The organism is Massilia yuzhufengensis (assembly GCF_900112225.1).
GTDB classification, from domain to species: Bacteria; Pseudomonadota; Gammaproteobacteria; order Burkholderiales; family Burkholderiaceae_D; genus Telluria; species Telluria yuzhufengensis.
Genome location: NZ_FOLD01000005.1, coordinates 152164 through 176258, shown reverse-complemented (window position 1 = coordinate 176258; position 24095 = coordinate 152164). Strand labels below are relative to the sequence as shown.

Here is a 24095-nt window from a genome sequence, read left to right as displayed (position 1 = left end):
CGGCATGGTGCAAGACGACGCGGTCTACCGCTGCATCGGCGCCCAGTGCGGGCGCCTGATGCCGAGGCGGGTGAATTTCTGCCCCTGGTGCGGCACGGCCCAGCATGCCGTGCAGCCCGGCGGCCTGCCGCCGCCCGTGCTGGCCAAGCCGCCTGTGGAACCGGCGCGTCCGGCGCCGGTGGCGGCTGCCGTGCCGACTCCTGCGCCGACCTCGGCGCCGCTGCCGCCGTCTTCAGGCAAGCCGGTCGCGGCTGCGGCGGCTGGCGCGCAGGCGCAGCCCGGGCGCGGCATCCCGCCGCCGCCCGGTGTCGGCCGTGGCGAGCCGATTGCGGCGCGCCCGCCCGAACGGGCGCCGATCAAGCTGCGCTGGTGGATCATGTCGCTCGCCGCCCTGTGGCTGATCTGGCTGCTCGTGCGGCCCGAGGGCAGCCGCATCGAACGGCGCATGGAGCGGGCCGTGGCACTGGCGGTGGAATGCAAGGCAAGGGACGCGCAGGACGAACTGATCGCCCTGCGCGGCACCAGCGCCACGCTTGATCAGCTGCGCCAGGTGCAGCAGTCGCTGAACAAGGCGGCCGCCGACTGCACCCGCGCCGAGCAGCGCGTCCGGGCCTGGCAAGACACGACCGGCGCCGTCCAGAAGCTGCGTCGCGCCCGCAGCTACGACAAGGCGCTGGCCCGGCTGGCGGTGTTCACCAAGCGCTGGGGCGAAGACATCGAAACCAGCGCACTGAGGCGGCAGATCGTCGACGAACGCGAACACCCGCTGGCCGACCCGACCCGCGGCGAATAGGTGCCCAACGGTGAGCCAGGGTTTTTGCGGCGGGTGTATGCTTGACGGCAAGACAATTGCGAGGAGCTGGACATGAAGACGACCATGTTGGGCACGCTGCTGGTGCTGGCCGCCCTGGCAGGCTGCAGCCGCGATGAAGAAGCGATCGGCCCGGCCCAGCGCGCCGGCAAGGCGCTGGACAACGCCGGCGCCAAGGTGACGCGCCAGGTGGAAAACGAACTGGCCAAGGCCGACCGCGCCGCCGCCGAAGCGCGCGAGAAAATCAAGGACGCCACCAAGGACGCCAGCCACGGCCTGAAGCGCGCGACCGAGGAAGTGGGCAAGAAGGTGGAAAGCGCCGGCGAGAAGATCCAGGATGCGGCGGATTGATTATTTTAGTTAGCCCGAAGACCGTCGCTCCGGCGAAGGCCGGAGCCTAATTTTTTCGCACACCGCTAGCGGCTGCGTTTGAAGCAAATGCTGCTCAGCGAACTTGGGCGCCGGCCTTCGCCGGAGGTCGCGCCAGTGGCGCGTACGACGACGCTACTGTTAACACTGCATTCGCACTCAAGCACTCAAGCACTCGCCCGCTGCTCCAGCACATTCCCACGCACCACCGACAGGTGCACCTGCCCCGCGCGCCATGCGCGCTCCAGGTTCTTCTCGATCTCGTCGATGCACACCTGGGCCGGGTCGCCGAAGCCCTGCACACCGTAGGCGCGGTTGCGGCCGTGGGCCTTGGCCAGGTACAGCGCCATGTCCACCACATTGACCGTGCGTTCCCACGGCAGCACCTGCCCGCCGCATGAGAGCGGGAAGGGCGCGTAGCCGATCGACACGTTTACCGCCAGCGTATGGCCGCCGTGCTCGATGCTCACCGCCGAGATGCCGTTGAGGATGCGCTGCGCCACTTCGTCCAGGCCGCCGCGCGGCAGCGCCGGCAGGAAGGCCAGGAATTCCTCGCCGCCCCAGCGCACGATCATGTCGGTCTCGCGCAGGATCTCGCCCAGGCTGGCCGAAATGGCGGTCAGCACGGCGTCGCCTGCGGCGTGGCCGTAGGTGTCGTTGATGTTCTTGAAATGGTCGACGTCGAGCAGGAATAGCGCGCCGCACTGGTCGCCCTTGGCGGCCAGCTCGGGCTGGGGCGCATTGCGCATGTAGTCGAGGAAGTGGCGGCGGTTGTACAGGCCCGTGAGCGGATCGCGCACGCTCTGCTGCTTGAGTTCCTTGTTCTTCTCGTACAGCGCGGCGTTGGCGTGGCGTACCTTGCGGTACAGCAGGCCGACCACGATCGAGGCCAGGCCAAACACCGCGGCCAGCAGCCACCACACGCGCTGCTGCAGGCGGTTGACTTCGGCTTCGGTGCTCAGCAGCTCGATCCGGCGCTGCTTTTTCTCGGTCTCGTATTTTTCCTGCAGGTCGAGCACGGCGCGCTGGCGCCGCTTCTCGAACAGTTCGTTCGAGATCTCGCGCTCGCGGTGATAGGCGGTGAGGGCGCCGGCCAGGTCTCCCGCGCGTTCCAGCGCCTGGCCGTATTCGACCAGCACCAGCTGCAGCTCGGGCTTGTCGCCCAGGTTGTCGTAGGCCTTCATGCCCGCTTCGATATGGCGCTTGCCCTCGAGCAGGCGGCCGGTGGCGAGGTAGGCCTGGCCCAGGTTCAGGCGCGCCGTCGCTTCGCGGCCGGCGTGGTTCTGCGCGCGCGACGCGGCCACCGCCAGTTCGCCGTAGCGCGCGGCGTTCGGGTAGTCGCGCAGCTTGAGGTAGCAGTCGGACAGGTTGATCAGCGTGCGCGCGATCATGGAGGTGGCGCCGATGCGGCGTTCGATCGCCAGGCTGTCGAGCAGGGCATTCAGTGCGCGCTCGTTCTGGCCGGAGTCGATCGCCAGGCCATATTCGGCATGCTTGAGCGTCGCCGTGCGGCCCGGGGACGCGCCTTGTTTCGCCGTTTCGAGCGCTTCCTCGAGGATGCCGAAGCCCTTGGCATGCTCGCGCATCTGGCCATACAGCCGGATCAGCGCATTGAGGGCCATGACGATCTGGGTCGGGTCGCGGTGCTGGCGTGCGAATGCGGCGGCTGCCTGCAGGCGCTCGAGCGCGGCCGGGAAGTTGCCTTCTTCCGCAAACGATTCGCCCGACGAGATCATGGTCCGCACCCGCAGCTCGGTGTCGCTCGTCTGCTGCGCGAGTTTTTCCGCTTCCCATATGAGGCGGTGGGACGTTGCCAGGTCCTGCTGGTGGAAGGCCATATAGCCTTTGCGCAGGGTGCCCTTGGCCAGCGCCACCTTGCTGTCGTGCTGGCGGCCGATGTTCACCAGCTCGTCCGCGAGCGCGGCGGCTTCCCGGTTCTGGCCCAGGCCGTCATGCGCCTGCGACAACTGGTTCAGGAATTCGATCCGCTCGGGCAGGGCGGCGGCGCGCGCCTCGCGTTCCATCGCCTGCAGCATGGGCAGTGCGCGTTCGGGCACGTACTTGTTGATCTCGCGGATCTCGGCCAGCCGCTGCGCCAGTGGCGTACCCTGGGCGACGGCCACGGCCGATGCAAGGCAGAGCGCCGCGGCGAGCGCGATGCGTCGTGGTTGCAACAGGGCGCGAGGCAGGAAAAGTGGCATGAATAGTTCTCGGAACGCGGGCGAAAGTCATATCCGTTTGATCGTATCGATTATATTCCTGTTGCAATGGAGAAATTCGATTTCTCTACAATTGTCACCAAAAAGACACATTCCGATTACAAACAGTCGTCATGTCGGCTTCGCGTTCACGCCCCATTTTCGACCTCCTGTCGCAAATTACTGGTCAGGAAAGCAAGGCTTTCCTATATTCGAAGCCAACAACAACACGAGGGGAACGGCATGCTGGAGCTGCGCGGAGTGACGAAACAGTTTGGCAAGGATGTCAAAGCGGTAGATGGCGTCTCACTCGCCTTCGGCCAGGGCGTGGTGGGCCTGATCGGCCATAACGGCGCCGGCAAGTCGACCCTGATGCAGATGATCGCCACGCTCACGCGTCCCAGCGCCGGCCAGATCCTGTTCGACGGCGTCGACATCGCGCGCAAGCCCGATGCGATCCGGCGCCGCCTGGGTTACCTGCCGCAGGATTTCGGCGTCTATCCTAACCTGAGCGCACTCGAATTCATGCAGTACTTCGCGGCCCTGAAGGGCGTACGCGACGGCGCCCGCATCCGCCGCCTGCTCGAACTGGTCAACCTGCACGACCAGGCGCACCGGCCGGCCGCCTCGTTCTCGGGCGGCATGAAGCGCCGCCTCGGCATCGCCCAGGCGCTTCTCAACGACCCGGACATCCTGGTGGTGGACGAGCCGACCGCGGGGCTCGACCCGGAAGAGCGGCTGCGCTTTCGCAACCTGCTCTCGGAGCTGGGCTACGGCAAGCTGGTGCTGCTGTCGACCCACATCGTGTCGGACGTGGAGAGCATCGCGACCGAGCTGGCGATCATGCGCTCGGGCCGCCTGGTGGCGCACGAGACACCCGAAGCGATCCTGCAGCGCGCTAGAGGCCAGGTGTGGTCGGCCAGCGTGCCGGAAGCCGATTACGCCGCCCTGCGCGAGCGCGTGCATGTGCTGCAGGCCCAGCGCCAGGGCGGCCGCATGGCGCTGCGCATCGCCCATCCCGAATTGCCTTGCCTGGGCGCGCGCGAAGCCGAGCCAAGCCTGGAAGAAGCCCTGATGGCGCAGCGCTACGCCCAGCAGGCGGAGGCGGCATGAACGGCCACGGGCACACCCTCCTCATCCTGGCCGCGAACGAAGTGCGGCTGCGCATGCGCCGCCTGTCGACCCTGGTCGCGGTGCTGGCCATCGTGATCATCAGCTGGGCCATGATCGAGGACCCATCCACCGGCCGCACGCTCCTGATCGTCGAAGGCAGGCGGGTGCTCTACACCAGTTCCGCGCTGGCGCTGGGCAGCGCCACCCTGGGCGGCATGCTGTTCGCGCTGGCCGGCTTCTTCCTGGCGCGTGGACGCACCGGCGAAGACCTGAGGAGCGGCATCGGCGGCGTGGTCGGCGCCACCCCGGCCGGCAACCTGCTGCTGGTGGCCAGCCGCTGGCTCGGCGCCGTCGGCGGCCTGTTGCTGCTGCTGGGCGCCTTCATGCTGACCATCCTGGCCCTGCACCTGCTGCGCGGCGACGGCGCCATCAACCCCTTCATCTACCTGCAGACCTACGCCGTGCTGCTGCTGCCGATGGTGCTGTTCACGGCCAGCTGCGCGGTGCTGTGCGACAGCTGGGCGCCGCTGATGGGCAAGGCCGGCGACATCCTGTACTTCTTCGCCTGGACCGGCATGCTGTCGGTGGGCGGCATGGTCAGCGAAGGCGTGGCGGCGCCCGGCCTGGCCGTGCTCGACTTCACCGGCATGGCGCAGGCGATGGCGGCGACCAAGCTGCACCTGGCCACCGACAGCGTCGGCATCGGCATGATGCCCTTCGACGCCGCGCTGGCGCCGCACACGCTCGCGCCATGGCTGTGGAGCGCCGACGTGGTGGCCGGGCGCCTGCTGACCTGCGTGCTGGCGCTGGTCCCGCTGCTGCCGGCCGTGCTGCTGTTCCACCGCTTCTCGCCCGACCGCGTCAAGGCCGGCAGGGCGCGCCAGCGCCGCTCGCCGCTGGCGCTGCTCAATGGCTGGCTGCGGCCGCTGGCCCGCCTGGTGCAGCCGCTCATGGCCATGGCCGCGCGCCTGCCGGGAACGAGCGGCCAGGTGCTGGCCGACGCCGGCCTGGTCCTCATGACCGCGCCCACCGCCATCCTCGCCATCGGCGCCTGCGTGGTGGGCGGCGTGGTGCTGCCGGCCGCCGTGCTGCCCGGGTTGCTGGCCGGCGCGGTGGCCTACTGGGGCATCCTGTGCAGCGACAGCACCACCCGCGACATCGCCGCCGGCTGCGATGGCCTGAGCGCCGCGGTGCCCGGCGGCGCGCCCCGGCGCTTCGTGCGCCAGTGGGCCGCTTCGGTGCTGCTCGGCGCGCTGTTCACCGGCGCGGTCGTGCTGCGCTGGAGTGTGGACCAACCGGTGCGCGCGTTCGCCGTCGTGGCCGGCGTGGTGGCGCTGGCCGGCTTTGCCGCCCTGTTCGGCCAGCTGAGCCGCACGCCGCGCCTGTTCCTCGGGCTGTTCCTGTTCGGGCTGTACGTGGTGCTCAATGCGAAGGGGATCGCCATGCTGGACGTGGTCGGCTTCCACGGCGACGCCAACCTGGGGTCGGCTTCTACCTTCCTGGTGGCCGGTGTGGCCGCGCTGGCGGCCGGCATCGCATGGAGCCGGCGCGCAGGATAGTTAACGGCGAAACCGTCGCACCGGCGAAGGCCGGTGCCTAATTCTGTTGAGCACCCACGGGCGTCAAACGCAGTTGGTTCGCACAAAAACTTGGGTTCCGGCCTGCGCCGGAACGACGAGGTTTACACCGCAATCTGCTGCAGCAAATACAAGCGCTGGTACAAGCCCCCCTCGATCCGCATCAGCTCTTCATGCGCCCCGGCTTCAGTAATCCGCCCATGGTTCAGCACAATGATCCGGTCCGCCGCGCGGATCGTCGACAGCCTGTGCGCGATCGCGATGATGGTCACCTTGCCGCGCAATTCCTCCAGCGCTTCCTGCACCACCTGCTCGGTGGCGCTGTCGATGCGCGAGGTCGCTTCATCCAGCAGCAGGATGCGCGGCTCGCCGGCCAGCGCGCGCGCGATCGCCACCAGCTGCTTCTGCCCCGACGACAGGCGCGAGCCGCCTTCGCCGAGCTGGGTCTCGTAGCCCTGTTCCAGCCCGGCGATGAAGCCGTGCGCATGCGCCGCGCGCGCCGCCGCCTCGATGCGTTCGGCCGGCAGGCCGCGCCCCATGTCGATGTTCTCGCGCGCGGTCGCGGCCAGGATGAACGGGTCCTGCGGCACCAGGCCGACTTCATTGCGGAAGCGCTCATTGCCGATCGAGGCCAGCGGCAGGCCGCTGATCTCGATACTGCCTTCGTCGGCCGTGTAGTAGCGCAGCAGCAGCGACAGCAGCGTCGACTTGCCGCTGCCGGTGTGGCCGACGATGCCGAAGAAGGCGCCCTGCGGCACGTCCAGCGACAGCGCGTGCAGCACCCGCTGGCCTTCGCTATAGCCGAAGTTCAGGCCGCGCACCCGCACCGCCGGCGCCTGCGCATCGAACGCCGCTTCGTTGCCGATGCGTCCCACCGCGTGCTCCGCGGCGCCCGCCTCGTCCAGCAGCGCCTCGACGCGGGCAGTGGCGACCACCGCCTGCTGCAGGCCGCTGAACTGCATGGTGATCTGGATCAGCGGCTCCACCACGCGCGCGATGTAGCTGATGAAGGCGTACAGCACGCCGACTTCCACCGCATTCATCTCGCGCCGACCGAAGCCGAAGATGACGATCGCCAGCAGCACCACGTTGAGCAGGTCGAGGGCAGGGCGCAGCAGGAAGGCGTTGGCCTTGAGCTCGCGCAGGCGCGCGCTGCGGTGGGCACGGTTGGTGGACAGGAAACGCTCGCCGAAGCGCTTCTCGGCATTGCTGGCTTGCAGCACGCTCATGCCGCCGATCGATTCGGCCATCTGGCCGTTGATGTCGCTGCGCAGCGCGCGGGCGTGCGTGACGGCCGGCGCCGACAGGCGCTGGTACAGCCAGACGATGCCGACCACCGCCGGCACCAGCGCCAGCACCACCAGCATCAGGCGCCAGTCGAGCCAGGCCATCGCCGCCATGGTCCCCACCAGCACGATGCTCGAGTCGAGCATCACGAACAGCACCTGGATGTAGAGCGTTTTCACCGCTTCGGTGTCGTTGGTCACGCGGCTGACCAGCTGGCCGGTGATGGCGCGGTCGAAGAACGCCATCGGCAGGCGCAGTACGTGGCCATAGACCCATTCGCGCAGGCGGCGCACCGAGCGCATCGCCAGGCCGGAGAGGCGGATCAGCTGCAGGTAGCGGATCCACGACGAGGCCCAGCCGGTGAGCACCAGGCCGCCCAGCAGCAGCCAGATCCGGTGCCAGTCGAGGTTGCGCGTCAACAGGTGGTCGTCGATCAGCATCTTGCCCAGCAGCGGGCCGACCACCTCCAGGCCGGCCGCCACCACCAGCCACAGCGTGGCCCAGTACAGGTGGCGGCGGTCCGGGTGGGCGGCGCGGCGCAGCAGGCGCGCCGCGTGCCTGGCCTGGTCTTTCATGCCGCCGGTCTTGGTATCACTCTGCATCGATGCTGGCCTCCAGTTGTTGGTAGCGCCACTGGCTGGCATACCAGCCGCCTAGCAGCAGCAGTTCGTCGTGGGTGCCCGATTCGGTGATGCGGCCCTCGCGCAGCACCACGATGCGGTCGGCGCCGGCCACCGCCGATAAACGGTGGCTGGCGATGATCGCGGCGCGCTCCGGCCGCGCGGCGCGCAGTTCGGCCAGGTGCTCGAGGATGCGGGTCTCGGTGCCGGTGTCCACCGCCGACAGCGCATCGTCGAGCAGCAGCAGGGCGCTGTCGGCCAGCAGGGCGCGCGCGATCGCGACGCGCTGGCGCTGGCCGCCTGACAGGGTGATGCCTTTCTCCCCCACCGGCGTGTCGTAGCCTTGCGGGAAGCGCAGGATGTCGTCGTGGATCGACGCCATCCTGGCTGCGTCCTCGACTTCCTGGCGCGCGGCGCCGGGCCGGGCCAGCGCGATGTTCTCGGCGATGGTGGCGGAAAACAGGAAGGATTCCTGCGGCACCCAGCTCAGGGCCGCGCGCAGCGCCGCCAGCCGGTAGGCTGCCAGGGGCTGGCCGGCCCAGGTGACCGTGCCCTGTTGCGGCGTGGCCTGGCGCAGCAGCACCCGCAGCAGGGTCGACTTGCCGGCGCCGGTGGGCCCGACCAGGCCCAGGGTCTGGCCCGGCTCCACCGTCACCGATACGTCGCTCAGCGCCGGCTGCTGTGCGTCGCCATAGGCGAAGCTCACGCCGTTCACGACCAGCGCGCCGCGGCCGACGGCATCGAGCGTGCCCTGGTCGTCGACCGTCAGCGGCGCGTCCAGCAGCGGCTGCAGGCGCGCCAGGCCGGCACGGCCACGCTCGATCAGCGACAGCACCCAGCCGGCCGCGAACATTGGCCAGATCAGCTGGCCCAGGTACATCGAGAAGCTGGTGAGCGCACCGACCGTGAGCTCGTTATTCCACACCAGGTAGCCGCCCAGGCCCAGCGTCAGACCGGTGGCGGCCGTCAGGGTCAGGCCGACCGCCGGCTCGTAGGCCGCTTCCCAGCGCTGGGCGCCGAGGCTGGCCTTGGCGGCATTGCCGGCCAGTTCGCTGAACTGCGCGGCGCTGCGTTCTTCCAGCCCGAGCGCGCGCAGGGTGCGCACGCCGGTGAGCGATTCCTGCACATGGTCATTCAGCGCCGAGAAACGCTTCAAGGCGTCGCCTTCGGCCGTGTGGATGTGGGCCGAGATGCGCCAGAACGCAAAGGCCATCAGCGGGAAGGGCAGCAGGGCGATGCCGGCCAGGCGGTAGTCGACGCCGAGGGTCATGATGCCCAGCACCATGACCAAGGTCAGGGTGCCGTCGAAGCCGGCCAGCATCGCTTCGCCGGCCGCCATTTCGATGGCGTCGATGTCGTTGGTGGCCAGCGCCATCAGGTCGCCGGTGCGCTGGCGCTGGTAGAAGGCCGGGCCCTGGCTGGCCAGGCGCGTGTACAGGCGGGTGCGCAGTTCGACGCCGAGGTTGTAGGCGGCCGAATACAGGCGGATGCGCCAGCCCACGCGCAGCACGTAGATGGCCACGCCCAGCCCGAGCAGCTGGGCCAGCCCGAGCAGCAGCGCATCCTGGTCGAGCTGGTGGGCCGCCAGGCCGTCGATCAGGGCGCCGACTTTGCGCGGGATCAAGACCGTGCAGATCGCCACGCCGGCCAGCATGAAGGCCGACGAGACATAGGCATGCCAGTGCCGGCGGACGAATCCGCCGATCAGCCTTGCGAGACTCATGCAGTTTCCTAAGAGATTTTGCGCCCAAAAACAAAAGCGGGCCGAAGCCCGCTAGTGTAGTCGCTTTGCAATGCAAGCGCAGCGGCGCGCACGGCGCCGGCCCTGCCTGCCCGCTGTTGCAGGCGTCCTACATTATTTCCTGCGCTTGGACGACGCGGCCGGGGTGACCAGCTTTGGCGCTTGGGCGATGTCGATGGTTTCCACCGGCGCCGAGGAAGGATGCGGGACCACGGCGGCGCGGGCGCTGCCCTTGCCGGCGGCCTTGGCGATGGCGGTCTGCTCGGCGGCCGGGGCCGGTTCTGCCACGGCGGCCAGCGCCTCGGCGGCGGTTTCCGGTTCGGCCAGGACGACCGGCTCTGCGACGGCGGTCGGGCCTGGCGCAACGGCAGGCTCGTCCGCGACAGCTTCTGCCGCCACGGCAGCTTCAGGCGCTGCCTCGACGGCGGGTGCTTCCAGCGCCGGCTCGACGGTTTCGACCGCCAGTTGCGGCGCGAAGGCTGCCGGCAGCGACCGCAGCGCGAACGGGCGCACGCCGCTGGCAATGCCAAGCAGCTCCTGGCCATACGAGAACAGGCTGCGCACCTGCTCTTCGGCCTGGCCGCCGAAGTTGAGGAAGTCGCGCGGGTCGCACGAGTTCATGAGCGCAAAGGTGGCGCCGATCGAGCGCTGCACCGAGTCACGCGAGGTGGCCAGGTTCAGGGCGGCGACCCGGCTGGCGCTCTCGAACGCCTGGGAGGCAAAGGAATTGAAGAAATCGAACTGTGCTTCGAACTGGGCCTTGCGTACTGCCGAAAATTGCTCGGGGAGTGAAGTCATGGGATTTCCTTGTCGGTCATTTATGGCGCGCTGCAATATCGGCTAGTGTATCCATGAATCGCCGGGCTTGCAAAGCACTTAATGTTCTGTTCTTGAGCAGAAATATTGCGTTGCAGCATTACGAATGCGCTGCGCATGGGCAATGCCGTCCATTCTGTCGGGAAATCGCTACAATCAGGGAAACTGAGGAGGAGCTCGCATGGATCTCGTGATTCGCAACGCCACCCTGCCCGACGGCAGCCGCGGCATCGATATCGGTGTCAAGAATGGACGCATCGCCGCCGTGGAAACGCGCATGGCGGCGCAGGGCGCGCGCGAGATCGACGCCAACGGCGACCTGGTCAGCCCGCCCTTCGTGGACGCCCACTTCCACATGGATTCCACCCTCAGCTACGGCCTGCCGCGCGTGAACCGCAGCGGCACCCTGCTGGAAGGGATCCGTCTTTGGGGAGAGCTCAAGCCCCAGCTGGCGCAGGATGCGCTGGTCGAGCGCGCGTTGCGCTACTGCGACTGGGCGGTGGCGCGCGGGTTGCTGGCGATCCGCACCCACGTCGATATCTGCGACGACCGCCTGCTGGCGGTGGAGGCGCTGCTGGAGGTACGCAAGCAGGTGGCGCCCTACCTCGACCTGCAGCTGGTCGCCTTTCCCCAGGACGGCGTGCTGCGCAGCCCCGGCGCCTTCGACAACCTGAAACGCGCGATCGCGATGGGCGTGGACGTGGTCGGCGGCATCCCGCACTTCGAGCGCACCATGGCCGACGGCGCCGAATCGGTGCGCCTGCTGTGCGAGTTCGCGGCCAGCCAGGGCCTGCGCGTGGACATGCATTGCGACGAGACCGACGACCCGATGTCGCGCCACATCGAGACCCTGGCCAGCGAAACCCAGCGCCTCGGCCTGCAGGGCCTGGTCGCCGGCTCCCACCTGACCTCGATGCACTCGATGGACAACTACTATGCGAGCAAGCTGATTCCCCTGATCGCCGAGAGCGGGGTCGCGGCGATCGCCAACCCGCTCATCAATATCACCCTGCAGGGCCGCCACGACAGCTATCCCAAAAGGCGGGGCATGACGCGCGTGCCGGAGCTGCTCGCCGCCGGCGTCGACGTCGCCTTCGGCCACGACTGCGTGCTCGATCCCTGGTACGGCATGGGCTCGGGCGACATGCTGGAAGTGGCGCACATGGGGCTGCACGTGGCCCAGATGACCGGCGTGGAAGCGATGCACCAGTGCTTCCTGGCCGTGACCGAGACCCCGGCGCGCATCCTCGGCCTGGAGGGCTACGGTCTGCAGCCCGGCTGCCACGCCGACCTGGTGCTGCTCGACGCCGGTTCCACGGTGGAGGCGATCCGCTTGCGCGCGCCGCGCAAGCTGGTGCTGCGGCGCGGCGTGGTGGTGGCCGAGGCGCCGGGCGTGCAGGCGACCCTGCACCTGCCCGGGCGGCCGGCCAGCACCGATTTCCGGATGGCGCAGTAGGGCGCGGGCGCGGCCTCACAATTGCTTACATCCGGATGCGCACGATACATGAAGCCGATCCCGGTTTGAGGCTAGAATAGAACGCTTTCAAGTTCAGCAAGGCTTCCAGAGCAGCCGTGAAAGACCTCCAGATCCGCCCCGCCGGCGAGCAGGACTTCGATGCGATATGGAGCATTTTTTCTGCCCATGTCGCCGCCGGTGAAACCTATCCGTTCACCACCGCGATCTCGCGCGAAGCCGGCCACGCCTACTGGCTGGCGCCCGACGTCTGCAGCTTCGTCGCGTGCACCGGCGGCGGGCGGCTGCTGGGCATGTACCGCATCGTCAATAACCAGGTCGGGCGCGGCCACCACGTGGCCAATGCCTCCTACATGGTCAGCCCGTCCGCGCAGGGCGCGGGCGTCGGCCGCATGCTGGGAGAGCACAGCCTGGCCGAGGCGCGCCGCCTGGGTTACCTGGCCGTGCAGTTCAATTACGTGGTGAGCACCAATACCGCCGCCATCCGGCTGTGGAAGAAGCTCGGGTTCTCGATCGTCGGCACCCTGCCCAAGGCCTATCGCCACAAGCGCCTGGGCTATGTGGACGCCTACGTCATGTACCAGCTGCTGCACGACCCGGACCACTGGCCGACGGTGGATGCATGACCGACATCCTGCGCACCAGCCGCCTGCGCCTGCGCGTGCTCGATTCCCGCGACGCCGCCTTCTACCTCGAACTGGTCAACGACCCGGCCTTCATCGCGCACATCGGCGACCGCGGCCTGCGCACCCTCGAGGCGGCCCGCAAGGCCATCGAGGAAGGCCCGGTGGCCATGCAGCGCAGCCGCGGCCATTCGATCTGGCTGGTGGAACCGATCGAGGGCGGCGCGCCGCTCGGGCTGTCCGGCCTGATCAAGCGCGAGGTGCTCGACGACGTCGACCTCGGCTACGCCTTCCTGCCGCAGCACCGCGGCCGCGGCTACGCGTTCGAGGCCGCGCAGGCCGTGGCGCAGCATGCGCGCACGCTCGGCATCGCGCGCCTGGCGGCGATCGTCGACCCGGCCAACGCCGCGTCGATTGCGCTGCTGCTCAAGCTGGGCATGCGCTTCGACCGGTTCGCCGAGCTCACCCCGGGCCAGCCGGGCGTCAATGTTTACCTGATGGACACGCGCCAGCCCGGCTAGCGCAGACGTGCCGCACCCGGTCGGCGCCGATGGTAGGATGGCCCTGGTAAAACTTGACCATCCGATAACACGAGCCCCTGATGCCGACCACCGAGCCGCGCCCCGATACCCCATTCTTCATTGTCATGAACGCCGGCTCGGGCCATTCCGAGACCGAGCTGCGGCGTTCGACCATCGAAGAGGTATTGCGCGGCGCCGGTCGGAGCTGCCACCTGGAGGTGGTCGAGGACCCGGAGCAGCTGCAGGCGACCGCGCGCAGCATGGCGGCGCGCGCGGTGGACGCCGGCGGCACCCTGGTGGCGGCGGGCGGCGACGGCACCATCAACACCGTCGCCCACGAGGCGGTGCTGGCCGGCTGCCCGTTCGGCGTCCTGCCGCAAGGCACCTTCAATTATTTCGGCCGCACCCACGGTATTCCCGAAGACCTGGCCGAGGCGGTGTATGCGATGCTGCGCGCCAAATTGCAGCCGGTGCAGGTGGGGCTGCTCAACAACCGGATCTTCCTCGTCAACGCCAGCGTCGGCCTCTATCCGCGGCTGCTGGAAGAGCGCGAGCACGACAAGAAGCAGTACGGGCGCAGCCGCGTGGTCGCTTTCTTCTCGGCGATCAAGATCGGGTTGCGCGCGCACCGCCACCTGCGCATCACGCTGGAACTCGACGGCAAGGAACGCCACCTGCGCACCACCACGCTGTTCGTCGGGAACAACCGCCTGCAGCTCGAGCAGGTCGGGATGCGCGACGGCCTGATCGAGGCGGTGGAGGATGGCCAGCTGGTCGCCATCGCGCCGCGCCCGATGGGCAAGCTGGGCCTGCTCGGCCTGCTGGTGCGCGGCATGCTGGGGCGGCTGGGCGAGGCCGACGACGTCGAAGCCTTCGCCTTCAAGCGCCTGACGGTCCGCACACCGGCCGTATACGGACGCCGGCGCATGAAGGTCGCGACCGACGGCGAAGTGGAGCAGATGGCGATGCCGCTCGAGTTCCGGGTGCTGGAAGGCCGGCTCCTGCTGCTGGTGCAGGGGGCGTCGCGCAAGCAAGCGCGCACGGTCCCCGAGGGCGACGAGGCTAGTTGACCCGCAGCAGGCGCACGCCGTAGAGGTCGAAGCGGTTCGAGGGCCCGGCCAGCCCGCCGGCGGCGCTGAAGCTGCTGTTACTGTCCAGGTAGCTCATATTGTAGAAGTCGCCCAGCTCGATGCGGTAGCGGCCCGCCTGCAGCCTTGCCGCCAGCGGCGTCGAGTACACGGTCGGCGTATCCGCCTTGGCCAGCGGGGCGTGCGGCAGCTGCACCACGCCCTGCGCCACCACCTTGCCGCGCGCATCCTTGACCGCCAGCCACTTCACGCCGCCGCTGATCCCCAGGTTCACCTGGTTCGCGCCATTGTGATAGCGCAGCTGCACCTGGTAGTTGCCGGCGGCCGGCACGGTGATGCGATCGACGGCGTAGCGGTCGCCCGGCTGGCCCCAGCCCTCCAGGCGCGGCGCGGCGAAGCGCGCGTTCGGGCCCGTTGGCTTGAGGTTGGCGCTGGTGCGCGGGTCGGTGACGGCCACCTCGATGCCGGCGTCGACGCAGCGCGGCATGCTGTGGTGGCTGCGGTTGCCGCTGGCGGGGGAGTAGGCTTGCACGGCATAGCAGCCGAAGGCGCCCGCGCCGCGGTCGGTCCAGCTCCCCGCGCGTAAGCCGTCGGCCACCCGCTTGCCGTCGCGGTAGACGCTGTAGGTGACATCGCCTTCATTGCCGCCCGCCGCGATCTGCAGGCTGACCCCCTTGGGCCCATGCAGCAGCCCGGCGAGCAGGGGTTCGCGCGGCCCGAAGGTGGCGCCGCCCTCCGCATACGGGTCGGCGTTCACGCGGCGGATGCCCTGCTGGCCCGCCGCCAGCTTGCCAAGCACGATCTCGACCTGGTTGCTGTCCTGGAGCTGGGCCAGCGGCACGCGCTCCCCGCTGCGCGTGCCGTTCACGAGGATGGATTCGACCTGGTAGACGCCGTTGTCCTGGCTGGCCGAAGGCAGGCGCAGGCGCACGTCGATGCGCTTGCCCTGCAGGTGCAGGCCGTGCAGGGCGATCTCGCTGGAGGCCCCGAACATCTCGCGCCGCAGCTTGGCCGTCACGAACGGCTTGAGCTGCAGCGCGCCATCCTGCAGCGACACCCCGAACACCTCGCCCACCACCATGCCGAGGTAGGCGCCGACCGACCACAGCTGGCGCCGCGAATTGATCACCGGCCCGATCAGGGAAGGATTGCGTTCGTCCAGCAGCAGCGGCTGGCCGGACAGCCACTCGAGGTTCTCCATGTTCGACATGTTCAGGGCCGCGCCGCGCAGCAGCGAGTCGTAGGCCGCATCGGCCACCGCCACGTTGCCGGCCCGGGTCGCCGCGCGCAGGCCGTAGGCCGTCACGAAGGGCCACAGGGCGCGGTTGTGATACACCGGCATGCCCGGCTGCTGCGGCCAGATCACCGGCGCGCCCATCGGGCCATGCGGGTAGCGCGCCAGGATCGAGGCTGCCTGCTTGTCGCTGGCGATGCCGCCCAGGATGGCCAGCGACTGCCCGAGCCAGTCGAACTTGTGCATGGCCGCGCCGTCCTGGTGGCCGGCCGCGAGGCTGCTGTACATGCCGGCGTCTTCCAGCCACAGCTCCTTGTTGATGGCGCTTTTCAGCTGGGTCGCCCAGCCTGCATAGCGGCGCGCAAGGGCGGCGTCGCCATGCTCGCGCGCCAGGTTGGCCGCCAGGCTCAGCGCCTTGTGGTGGCCGGCGTTGGTCGACAGCGATTTCGAGGTCGACATGTAGGCCAGGTGGGCCGGGATCCAGGCCGCGTAGCTCTGGTCGCGCCAGTCGAGGAAGGATTGCTCGCCCATATACAGGCCGCTCCTGGGGTCGAAGGCCGCGATGCGGTCGTTCTCGATCGTGTTCGACAGCGCCTGCAGCGCGCGTTGCGCGAACGGCGTGCGCTCGCCAGGGGGCAGGGTGCGCAGCACTTCCTCGGCCGCGAAGGCCCAGGTGACGCGGTCGGTGCTCACCGGCCAGCTGCCGCCGCTGCCGGTGTCCTGCACGATCTGCAGGCCGTCCCGCGTGCCGGCCACCTGCGGCGCGATATCGACGCCCTTGCGCCAGCCGGAGAGCTTGAACTCGAGCGAATTGCGCACCCGCTGCGGGTCGAGCAGGGCCAGGCCCAGGTCGGCCGCATACGACAGGTCGCGCGTCCACACGTAGTGCCACTTCTCGCCGGTGGCGAAGCAAGCGCAGGGGATCGCCGCGCCGCCGTTGTAGTTGCCGTCGCGGATCTCGCTCACCGCATCGAGGCGCATCTCGGCGCCGGCCAGCGCGAACAGCGCATCGAAGGCCAGGTTACCGCTGCGCACGCGCGGCAGGCCGTCCTGCTCGGCGTAGTCGCTATGCTGCGGGCCCGGGTCGCGCAGGGCCAGGGTGGTGGAGTGGGCGTAGCGGCGCAGGGTGGCGGCAGCGTCGGGCGAGGAGAAGCGCGCCGTTTCCTGCTTGCCGTCCCAGGTTGGCCAGGTGAGTGCGGCCACGGCCTCGCGCCCGGCATGCGGATCTGCGCTGCGCGCTGCCTGCGGCGTCTCCAGGCGCGCCACGCGCAGTACCGGCGCGGCAGGGTTCGAGGCGTCCACCGTGAAGCGGTAGGTGCCGGTCTGGCGCACGAACAAGTAGTCTTCCGGGCCGGCCTGGGTCGCGAGCCGGTAGGGCGTGCCCGGCGCCACCGTGATGCTCTTATTAGTGTCCGCCACCCATTCGTCGCTCCAGTCGCGGCTGCCCACCTTGAACGCGTGGTTGCCGGGGCTGACCAGGATGTCGGCCTGGTACAGCCCCTTGCCCTGGTGGGCCAGGGCGTTGTCGGTGCCCCAGCCGTTAAAGGCGCCGCGGATATACAGTTCCCTGGCCGGTCCTTCCTGTGCGCCGGCAGCCAGGCTGGCGAGGAGGGCGGCCGTGGCCAGCAGACGGCGCTTCATAAGGCGCGCTCCAGTTCGAGGATCACGCTCGCCTTGGCCGGCAGGCGCAATTCCTTGCCCAGCTCGAAGCGCTTGCCGCTCAGGACATCGACGCCGCCGGCCACGCCGTCGAGCATCTCGCGGAAGCGCCGGGTGCCCAGCACCATCTCCTTCGGGTTGTTGTTGAAAGCGACCAGCACCTTCCTGCTGCCGTCGTAGCGGAAGTAGACGTACGTATTGTCGCGCGGGCCGAAGTGCATCAGTTTCCCATGGTGGATCACCGGCTGGCCCTTGCGCCAGTTGGCCAGCTTGCGCACCAGCTCCTGGGCCGCGCGCTGCTGCGCGCTTAACCCCTTGCCCGCGAAGGCATCGACCTTGTCGCCGGCCCAGCCGCCCGGGAAGTCGCTGCGGTAGCTGACGTCGTTGCGTTCCCTGGTGGCGCTGGTCATCAGGATCTCGTCGCCCACGTAGAACTGCGGGATGCGCGGCATCGTCATCAGGAACACGAGGCCCATGCGGTAGCGGTCGAAGTCTTCCCCGGCCACGCTCCAGATGCGCGACATGTCGTGGTTGTCCGCGAACAGCACCAGGTTGCCCGGTTCCGGGTACAGGTAGTCGAGCGACAGGGTTTCATACACGTCGCCGAAGATGTTGTGGCCTTTGGTATCGGCCAGCGCGCTGCGCATGCTTTCCGCCAGCGGGAAGTCCATCATGCTTGGGGTCGCGGCCTGGTAGCCGTCGAAGTTCTGCTTGCCGCGCTGCCAGCGCGCCACCACGGTGGGCAGCTTGCTCCATTCTTCGCCGACCATGTTCAGCTTCGGGTATTCCCCCATCACGCGCCGGGTGTACTCGGACAGGAAGGCGCTGTCCGAATAGCCGAAGGTGTCGATGCGCAGGCCGGACAGGCCGGCGTACTCGATCCACCAGATGTTGTTCTGGATAAGATAGTTCGCCACCAGCGGGTTGGACTGGTTCAGGTCGGGCATGCTCTCGACGAACCAGCCGCGCGTGAAGTTGTCGGCGTCTTCCTTCGATGCGTACGGGTCCTGCACCGCGGTGCGGTGGTGGTGGGTCGGCACGAACTTGCCGTAGTTGACCCAGTCCGGCGCCGGCAGGTCCTTCATCCACCAGTGACCGCTGCCGATGTGCGACAGCACCACGTCCTGGATCAGGCCGATGCCGCGTTTTTTCGCCTCCTGCGACAGGCGGCGGAAGTCCTCGTTGCTGCCGTAGCGCGGGTCGATGCGGTAGTGGTCGGTCGCCGCGTAGCCATGGTAGGAATAGGCCGGCATATTGTTCTCGACCAGCGGGGTCGGCCACAGCTGGGTGAAGCCGAGGTCGCGGATGTAGTCGAGGCGCCCGATGATGCCGGCGATGTCGCCGCCATGGCGCCCCGAGCCGTTGGCGCGGTTGGCCTTTTCCAGCGTGTCGGGCGTGCTGTCGTTGGACGGGTCGCCATTGGCGAAGCGGTCCGGCATCACCTGGTAGATGGCGTCGCGGCTGGCAAAGCCCTGGCGTCCGGCCGAACCGGGTTCGCGCGCGCGCAGTTCGTAGCGGTAGCTGGCCTGGCGTCCGGCGCCCTGGAACAGGATGTCGAACTTGCCGGGCTGCGCGTCGGCGCCGATCGCCAGGTCGATGAACAGGTAGTTCCTGCTCGGGACCCTGGTGACCGAGGCGATGCGCACGCCGGGGTAGGAGAGGGCCGGTTCGAGGTCGGCGATGCGCTCGCCATGCACCATCAGTTTGCAGCGCCTTGTGCTGCATCCCGGCCCACCAGAACGGGGGCTCCATATGGGCGATGGCGGGGGATTGGGCGAGGGCGGCGTGGGGCGCAAGTGCGGCGCTGCCGATCAGGATGCTGGCGAGGAGCTGTCTCATGGGATCTGTGGGGCTGGCGGCGCCGCGAGCCAGCACACTGAGCACGGATACGTAGTCAGACTACAGCATATGTGCCAGGCCAGACGTCGCAGGAACAGCCGCGCTTAGTTGTGTTGCCTGAAGAATACTACGGAACGTGTTTGTCGCACAAACCAACATCCGGCCGTCGCATCTAGTCAAAGTACAGGTTTTGGTGGCGATGCTCGGCAACCCCTCCCGGCCGCTCACCGGCGTCACTGTCAGCCTTGCACCAAGATGGTGCAATTTGAGGTTGTTTTGCAATCAAAACGAGCATTTGTAGTCGTACTACAGGTGTCGGTATGCCTTCCTGTAGCTCAAATACAACGCAAAACCCGTGTGCTCCTCTGGATTTTCGGAAAAACATGCCATTATCGTAGTAACAAGCAACTCCCGTTGACAGTGCATCTAGTTTTAATACAGAATCCTTTGCAGAACGTCTAAATCGTTTGCTTGAGGCTGCTGTGGCGGTGCCTGACGCGCTGTAGTTTCGGGAAATAATTATTGGTCTTTATTGAGGGGACAAATGAAAATCTTCGCAACCAAGCGCGCCGCCTCGGCCCGCATCGCATTCCAACTGAGCCCGGTCGCTGCCGGCTGCGCAGTCTTCCTGTCCGTTCTCGCGGGTAGCGCCTACGCGCAAACCACCGAACAGGACACCACCACCAGCGCCACGTCGAGCGTCGCCACCGCGCCAGCGTCCGCCCAGCAGGCAGCCGCTGCCGCCGAGCCGACGCCGCCCGGTGCGACGCCAGGCGTGGCCACCGTCCAGGTGACCGGCATCCGCCGCGGCATCGAAGCGGCCATCTCGATCAAGAAGAATTCCAGCTCGATCGTCGAAGCCATTTCGGCCGAAGACATCGGCAAGCTGCCTGACCAGAGCGTGGCCGAGTCGATCTCGCGCCTGCCGGGCGTCTCGGCCCAGCGCGGCCGCAGCTCGGGCAAGGCATCGGACATCTCGGTGCGCGGCCTGTCGCCAAGCTTCAACGGCACCCTGCTCAACGGCCGCGAAATGGCCTCGACCGGCAATGCCCGCTCGCCTGAATTCGACCTGTTCCCGGCCGAACTGATGGGTTCCATCGTCATCTACAAGACCCCGGACGCGAGCGTCGTCGGCCAGGGCCTGGCCTCGACCATCGACCTGCGCACCGTGCAGCCGCTCGACTTCGGCAAGCGCACCGTCGCCGTCAGCGTCAAGAAGAGCCGCCTGGGCGTCAAGCAGCGCGACGGCCTGCCGGAAGGCGACGGCGACCGCTACACCCTTTCCTACGTCGACCAGTTCGCCAACCGCACCATCGGCGTGGCCGTGGGCTTCACCCGCTATGAAGAAATGGGCGGCGGCCAGTCGAAGTTCAATTCGTGGGGCACCGCGGACATGACCTACAACGGCGCCACCGTCAAGGTGCCGAACGGCTTCGGCTACGACACCGAGCAGAATTCGCACAACCGCGACGGCGCCTTCGCCTCGCTGCAATTCCGTCCAAACAAGAATTTCAAGTCGACCGTCGACGTGTTCTACTCGGCTGGCGAAACCGGCCTGAAGAAGACCGGTTTCGAAGCCGGCGTGGCCGGCAATGCCGGCGGCGCCTACGAGCTGCCGCACGTCCTGACCAGCGCCGTCGTGAGCAACGGCGTCGCTACCAGCGGCACCATCGGCAACTGGAAGGGTGTCGTCCGTAACCACTACGAGGGTGCGGAAGACGACCTCAAGACCATCGGCTGGAACAGCGAGCTGAAATTCGGCGAATGGACCTCTTCGGCCGACCTGACCTGGTCGAAGGCGACCAAGCTGGGCTCGCGTTACGAGACCACCGCCGGCACGCTGCCAAGCCAGCAGGACACGCTGGCGTTCAGCGGCTTCAATGGCGCCAACGTCACCGAAGTCAAATACACCCCGGGCATCAACTACGCCGACCGCGGCGCGGTCAAGCTGACCGACACCATGGGCTGGTCCGGCGGCGCAGCATCGCCGCAGGCCGGCTACCTCGGCCAGCCTTACGTCGAGGACGAAGTCAAGGCGATTCGCCTGAACGCCAAGAAGGCCGTCGAGTGGGGCCCGGTGGTCGCCACCACCTTTGGCTACAACTTCACCGCGCGCGACAAGCAGCGCACCGGCCAGGACGGCCGCCTGATGGTCATCGGCGGCAGTCCGACCGGCGCCGCGAACGTGCCGGGCAGCGAAACCGCCCCGGCCGGCGCTTCGGGCTTCAACGTGGTGTCGTGGGACCCGCGCGGCTCGCTCGGTACCGTCTACGAGATCGCGGAGAAGGTCGACGCCGACATCCTCAACAAGTGGTGGGACGTCAAGGAACGCATCTCGACCGTCTATGCCATGGGCGACCTCGAAGGCGAGATGTTCGGCCTGCCGTACCGCGGCAACGCCGGCGTCCAGGCGATCCACACCGATCAGATGGGCGGTGGCTACCAGGTCGACAGCGGCCGTTGCACCGGCAATACCCCGACCGCCTGCCCAGGCATGCGCGTCGCCGCCGGCGACAAGTACTGGGATGTCCTGCCAAGCCTGAACCTGTCCTTCGACCTGAAGAACGAGCAAAAAGTGCGCCTTGGCCTGGCCAAGGTGGTCTCGCGCGCCAACCTGGACGACCTGCGCGCCGGCCAGAACGTCACCCTGAGCAACCAGCAGGGCGTGTCGGTCCTGACCAGCAGCGGCGGCAATCCACAGCTCAAGCCGTTCCGCGCCAAGGCCTTCGACCTGTCGTACGAGAAGTACTTCGGCAACAAGGGCTATGTCAGCGCCGCGCTGTTCTACAAGAAGCTCGACACCTACATCTTCCGCATGGCCCGCGACTACGACTTCGCGTCGACGATCTCGCCTGAAACCACGCTGCCACCGGGCGGCTCGACGATCGGCCGCTTCACCCAGCCGATGAACGGCGACGGCGGCAACCTGCGTGGCTACGAGCTGGCGATCAACCTGCCGTTCTCGATGGCGTCCCAGTACCTGGACGGTTTCGGCGTGATGCTGAACCACTCCGATACCAAGAGCAGCATCGACCTGCCGCGCGAAGGTTTCGGCAACGTCACCGGCAGCGCGGTCAGCATTCCGCTGCCTGGCCTGTCGCGCAAGGTCAGCAACCTGCGCCTGTACTACGAGAAGAACGGCTTCCAGATCGCCGCCGCGGCGCGCAAGCGTTCGAGCTTCCTGGGCCAGGTCTCGGACTTCCAGGACAACGCACAACTCACCTTCATCAAGGGTGAGACCATCGTCGACCTGCAGGCCTCGTACGAAATCCAGAGCGGCTGGCTGAAGGGCGTGAGCCTGTTTGCCCAGGCCCAGAACTGGAACAACCAGCCGTTCCTGGAGTTCACCGACGACGAGAACAACCCGACCAACCGTGTCGACTACGGCCGCACCTACCACTTCGGCGCCAGCTACAAGTTCTAAGCTGAGCTGAACTGCGGTAAAGTAACGACCCCTGCCGGGCAACTGCCTGCCAGGGGTCGTTTTTTTGACCTCCGGGCGAACACATATGCACAACGAACCAATCAAGGACATCGTCATCGTCGGCGGCGGCACCGCCGGCTGGATGACGGCCGCCGCGCTGTCGACCATGCTCAATGGCCGCTATAACATCCGCCTGGTGGAGTCGGACGACATCGGCATCGTCGGCGTCGGCGAAGCGACCATCCCGATGATCCAGCGCTTCAACCGCGTGCTCGGCATCGACGAGAACGAGTTCATGCGCGAGACCCAGGGCAGCTTCAAGCTCGGCGTGGAGTTCGTCAACTGGGGCAAGCTGGGCGACCGTTACATGCACGGCTTCGGGCGCCTGGGACAGGACCTGGCCACGCTGCCCTTCGACCAGTACTGGCAGCGCATGCGCCGCGCGGGCAAGGCCGCGCCGCTCGAGGAATACTCGATCACGCGCATGGCCGCCAAGGCCGACAAATTCATGCCGCCGCGGATGGACGTGCCCAATTCGCCGCTGCGCGACATCGCCTACGCCTATCACTTCGACGCCAGCCTGTACGCAAAATACCTGCGCAAGCTGGCCGAGTCGCGCGGCGTGGTGCGCATCGAAGGCAAGATCACCCGCGCCACCCAGCGCGAAAGCGACGGCTTCATCGACGCCATCGAGCTGGAAAGCGGCGCGCGCGTCGAGGGCGAACTGTTCATCGACTGCTCGGGTTTCCGCGGCCTGCTGATCGAGCAGACCCTGCAAACCGGCTACGAGGACTGGACCCACTGGCTGCCGGCCGACCGCGCGCTGGCCGTGCCCTGCGAATCGGTGGCCGCCATGACCCCGTATACCCGCGCCACCGCCCACCAATCCGGCTGGCAGTGGCGCATCCCGCTGCAGCATCGCACCGGCAACGGCCACGTCTACTGCAGCCGCTTCATCAGCGACGACGAAGCGGCCAGCACGCTGCTGGCCAATTTGGACGGCCGAGCGCTGGCCGAACCGCGCCTGATCAAGTTCCAGACCGGCATGCGCAAGCAGTCGTGGAACCGCAACGTGGTCGCCATCGGCCTGGCCAGCGGCTTCCTGGAGCCGATCGAGTCGACCAGCATCCACCTGATCCAGTCGACCATCCAGCGCCTGGTCGACTTCTTCCCGGACCGCGGCTTCAGCACCATCGTGCGCGATGAATTCAATCGCCAGTCGCGCTTCGAATACGAGCGCATCCGCGACTTCATCATCCTGCACTACAAGCTGAACCAGCGGTCCGATTCAGCCTACTGGACGGCGTGCGCCAACATGGCCATTCCCGAGACGCTGCAGCACAAGATGGACCTGTACCGCACCCACGGCCGCGTGGTCCGGGTCGACAACGAACTGTTCTCGGAAGTGGCGTGGATCCAGGTCTTCGAAGGGCAGAACATGCCGATCGAGGGCTACCACCCGCTGGCCGATACGCAGTCGGAAAGCGACATCGCCGACTATCTCGGCGGCGTGCGCGACGTGATCGCCAAGTGCGTGAACGTGATGCCTTCGCATCGCGACTACATCGCGAAAACCTGCGCGGCGAAGAAGATGTAGCGCGCGCAGCAGCATCCAGCGGCCCCATGCGTGAATGGCGCATGGGGCCGTTTCTTTTGGGTTTCCGATAGGCAAAAAATCGAGCCCGTTCCAAATAGTGCCCG

General features: G+C 67.7%; 16 protein-coding genes. 10 read left to right on the top strand and 6 right to left on the bottom strand.

Going from position 1 to position 24095, the window contains the following annotated elements:
- Positions 1 to 4: 4 nt before the first annotated feature.
- Both BM031_RS06780 and BM031_RS06775 read left to right on the top strand, forming a co-directional pair.
- Positions 5 to 793 (top strand): hypothetical protein, encoded by a 789-nt coding sequence (locus BM031_RS06780; protein ID WP_143084518.1) that lies wholly within the window; start codon positions 5 to 7, stop codon positions 791 to 793.
- Between the two features lie 72 nt (positions 794 to 865).
- Positions 866 to 1162, top strand: a complete 297-nt coding sequence (locus BM031_RS06775; protein ID WP_229408674.1) for a hypothetical protein — start codon at positions 866 to 868, stop codon at positions 1160 to 1162.
- Between the two features lie 185 nt (positions 1163 to 1347).
- On the opposite strand, the gene BM031_RS06770 is transcribed toward BM031_RS06775, so the two are convergent.
- Positions 1348 to 3381, bottom strand: a complete 2034-nt coding sequence (locus BM031_RS06770) for a tetratricopeptide repeat-containing diguanylate cyclase (protein ID WP_091872828.1) — start codon at positions 3379 to 3381, stop codon at positions 1348 to 1350.
- Between the two features lie 240 nt (positions 3382 to 3621).
- Between BM031_RS06770 and BM031_RS06765 the strand changes: the two genes are divergently transcribed.
- Both BM031_RS06765 and BM031_RS06760 read left to right on the top strand, forming a co-directional pair.
- Complete coding sequence (locus BM031_RS06765) at positions 3622 to 4491, top strand: ABC transporter ATP-binding protein (protein ID WP_091872825.1); 870 nt, start codon at positions 3622 to 3624, stop codon at positions 4489 to 4491.
- Positions 4488 to 6050, top strand: a complete 1563-nt coding sequence (locus BM031_RS06760) for a hypothetical protein (protein ID WP_091872823.1) — start codon at positions 4488 to 4490, stop codon at positions 6048 to 6050. The genes BM031_RS06765 and BM031_RS06760 overlap by 4 nt, the downstream gene beginning before the upstream one ends.
- Before the next feature lie 122 nt (positions 6051 to 6172).
- Here BM031_RS06760 and BM031_RS06755 read toward each other — a convergent pair whose 3' ends face one another.
- The 3 genes from BM031_RS06755 to BM031_RS26190 form a co-directional block, all read right to left on the bottom strand.
- Positions 6173 to 7957 (bottom strand): ABC transporter ATP-binding protein, encoded by a 1785-nt coding sequence (locus BM031_RS06755; protein WP_091872820.1) that lies wholly within the window; start codon positions 7955 to 7957, stop codon positions 6173 to 6175.
- On the bottom strand, positions 7947 to 9698 hold the full coding sequence (locus BM031_RS06750) for an ATP-binding cassette domain-containing protein (RefSeq protein WP_091872816.1): 1752 nt from the start codon (positions 9696 to 9698) through the stop codon (positions 7947 to 7949). The genes BM031_RS06755 and BM031_RS06750 overlap by 11 nt, the downstream gene beginning before the upstream one ends.
- Positions 9699 to 9830: 132 nt before the next feature.
- Positions 9831 to 10514, bottom strand: a complete 684-nt coding sequence (locus BM031_RS26190; protein WP_091872813.1) for a phasin family protein — start codon at positions 10512 to 10514, stop codon at positions 9831 to 9833.
- A 199-nt stretch (positions 10515 to 10713) separates the two neighbouring features.
- On the opposite strand from BM031_RS26190, the gene BM031_RS06740 reads away from it, so the two are divergent.
- From BM031_RS06740 to BM031_RS06725, 4 genes are all read left to right on the top strand, one after another.
- Positions 10714 to 11988, top strand: a complete 1275-nt coding sequence (locus BM031_RS06740) for an amidohydrolase family protein (protein ID WP_091872810.1) — start codon at positions 10714 to 10716, stop codon at positions 11986 to 11988.
- Between the two features lie 116 nt (positions 11989 to 12104).
- Complete coding sequence (locus tag BM031_RS06735; RefSeq protein ID WP_091872807.1) at positions 12105 to 12632, top strand: GNAT family N-acetyltransferase; 528 nt, start codon at positions 12105 to 12107, stop codon at positions 12630 to 12632.
- Entirely contained in the window at positions 12629 to 13150 is a 522-nt protein-coding gene (locus BM031_RS06730) for a GNAT family N-acetyltransferase (protein WP_091872805.1), read from the top strand. Before BM031_RS06735 ends, BM031_RS06730 begins: the two co-directional genes overlap by 4 nt.
- 80 nt (positions 13151 to 13230) lie before the next feature.
- Positions 13231 to 14220 (top strand): diacylglycerol/lipid kinase family protein, encoded by a 990-nt coding sequence (locus tag BM031_RS06725; protein WP_091872802.1) that lies wholly within the window; start codon positions 13231 to 13233, stop codon positions 14218 to 14220.
- Here BM031_RS06725 and BM031_RS06720 read toward each other — a convergent pair.
- Positions 14213 to 17113, bottom strand: coding sequence for an MGH1-like glycoside hydrolase domain-containing protein (locus BM031_RS06720; RefSeq protein ID WP_091872799.1), 2901 nt, complete (start codon positions 17111 to 17113; stop codon positions 14213 to 14215). The two genes, BM031_RS06725 and BM031_RS06720, sit on opposite strands and share 8 nt — an antisense overlap.
- Positions 17110 to 18831, bottom strand: coding sequence for a glycoside hydrolase family 13 protein (locus tag BM031_RS06715; protein WP_229408672.1), 1722 nt, complete (start codon positions 18829 to 18831; stop codon positions 17110 to 17112). Before BM031_RS06715 ends, BM031_RS06720 begins: the two co-directional genes overlap by 4 nt.
- Before the next feature lie 683 nt (positions 18832 to 19514).
- Between BM031_RS06715 and BM031_RS06710 the strand changes: the two genes are divergently transcribed.
- Complete coding sequence (locus BM031_RS06710; RefSeq protein WP_091872796.1) at positions 19515 to 22394, top strand: TonB-dependent receptor; 2880 nt, start codon at positions 19515 to 19517, stop codon at positions 22392 to 22394.
- 85 nt (positions 22395 to 22479) lie between these two features.
- Entirely contained in the window at positions 22480 to 23991 is a 1512-nt protein-coding gene (locus BM031_RS06705; RefSeq protein WP_091872794.1) for a tryptophan halogenase family protein, read from the top strand.
- Positions 23992 to 24095: the final 104 nt, after the last annotated feature.

Excerpts from the sequence above, each read along its gene's own strand:
- BM031_RS06780 (WP_143084518.1), top strand. The coding sequence starts at position 5 with ATGGTGCAAGACGACGCGGTCTACCGCTGCATCGGCGCCCAGTGCGGG.
- BM031_RS06775 (WP_229408674.1), top strand. The coding sequence starts at position 866 with ATGAAGACGACCATGTTGGGCACGCTGCTGGTGCTGGCCGCCCTGGCA.
- BM031_RS06770 (WP_091872828.1), bottom strand. The coding sequence starts at position 3,381 with ATGCCACTTTTCCTGCCTCGCGCCCTGTTGCAACCACGACGCATCGCG.
- BM031_RS06765 (WP_091872825.1), top strand. The coding sequence starts at position 3,622 with ATGCTGGAGCTGCGCGGAGTGACGAAACAGTTTGGCAAGGATGTCAAA.
- BM031_RS06760 (WP_091872823.1), top strand. The coding sequence starts at position 4,488 with ATGAACGGCCACGGGCACACCCTCCTCATCCTGGCCGCGAACGAAGTG.
- BM031_RS06755 (WP_091872820.1), bottom strand. The coding sequence starts at position 7,957 with ATGCAGAGTGATACCAAGACCGGCGGCATGAAAGACCAGGCCAGGCAC.
- BM031_RS06750 (WP_091872816.1), bottom strand. The coding sequence starts at position 9,698 with ATGAGTCTCGCAAGGCTGATCGGCGGATTCGTCCGCCGGCACTGGCAT.
- BM031_RS26190 (WP_091872813.1), bottom strand. The coding sequence starts at position 10,514 with ATGACTTCACTCCCCGAGCAATTTTCGGCAGTACGCAAGGCCCAGTTC.
- BM031_RS06740 (WP_091872810.1), top strand. The coding sequence starts at position 10,714 with ATGGATCTCGTGATTCGCAACGCCACCCTGCCCGACGGCAGCCGCGGC.
- BM031_RS06730 (WP_091872805.1), top strand. The coding sequence starts at position 12,629 with ATGACCGACATCCTGCGCACCAGCCGCCTGCGCCTGCGCGTGCTCGAT.
- BM031_RS06725 (WP_091872802.1), top strand. The coding sequence starts at position 13,231 with ATGCCGACCACCGAGCCGCGCCCCGATACCCCATTCTTCATTGTCATG.
- BM031_RS06720 (WP_091872799.1), bottom strand. The coding sequence starts at position 17,113 with ATGAAGCGCCGTCTGCTGGCCACGGCCGCCCTCCTCGCCAGCCTGGCT.
- BM031_RS06715 (WP_229408672.1), bottom strand. The coding sequence starts at position 18,831 with ATGGTGCATGGCGAGCGCATCGCCGACCTCGAACCGGCCCTCTCCTAC.
- BM031_RS06710 (WP_091872796.1), top strand. The coding sequence starts at position 19,515 with ATGAAAATCTTCGCAACCAAGCGCGCCGCCTCGGCCCGCATCGCATTC.
- BM031_RS06705 (WP_091872794.1), top strand. The coding sequence starts at position 22,480 with ATGCACAACGAACCAATCAAGGACATCGTCATCGTCGGCGGCGGCACC.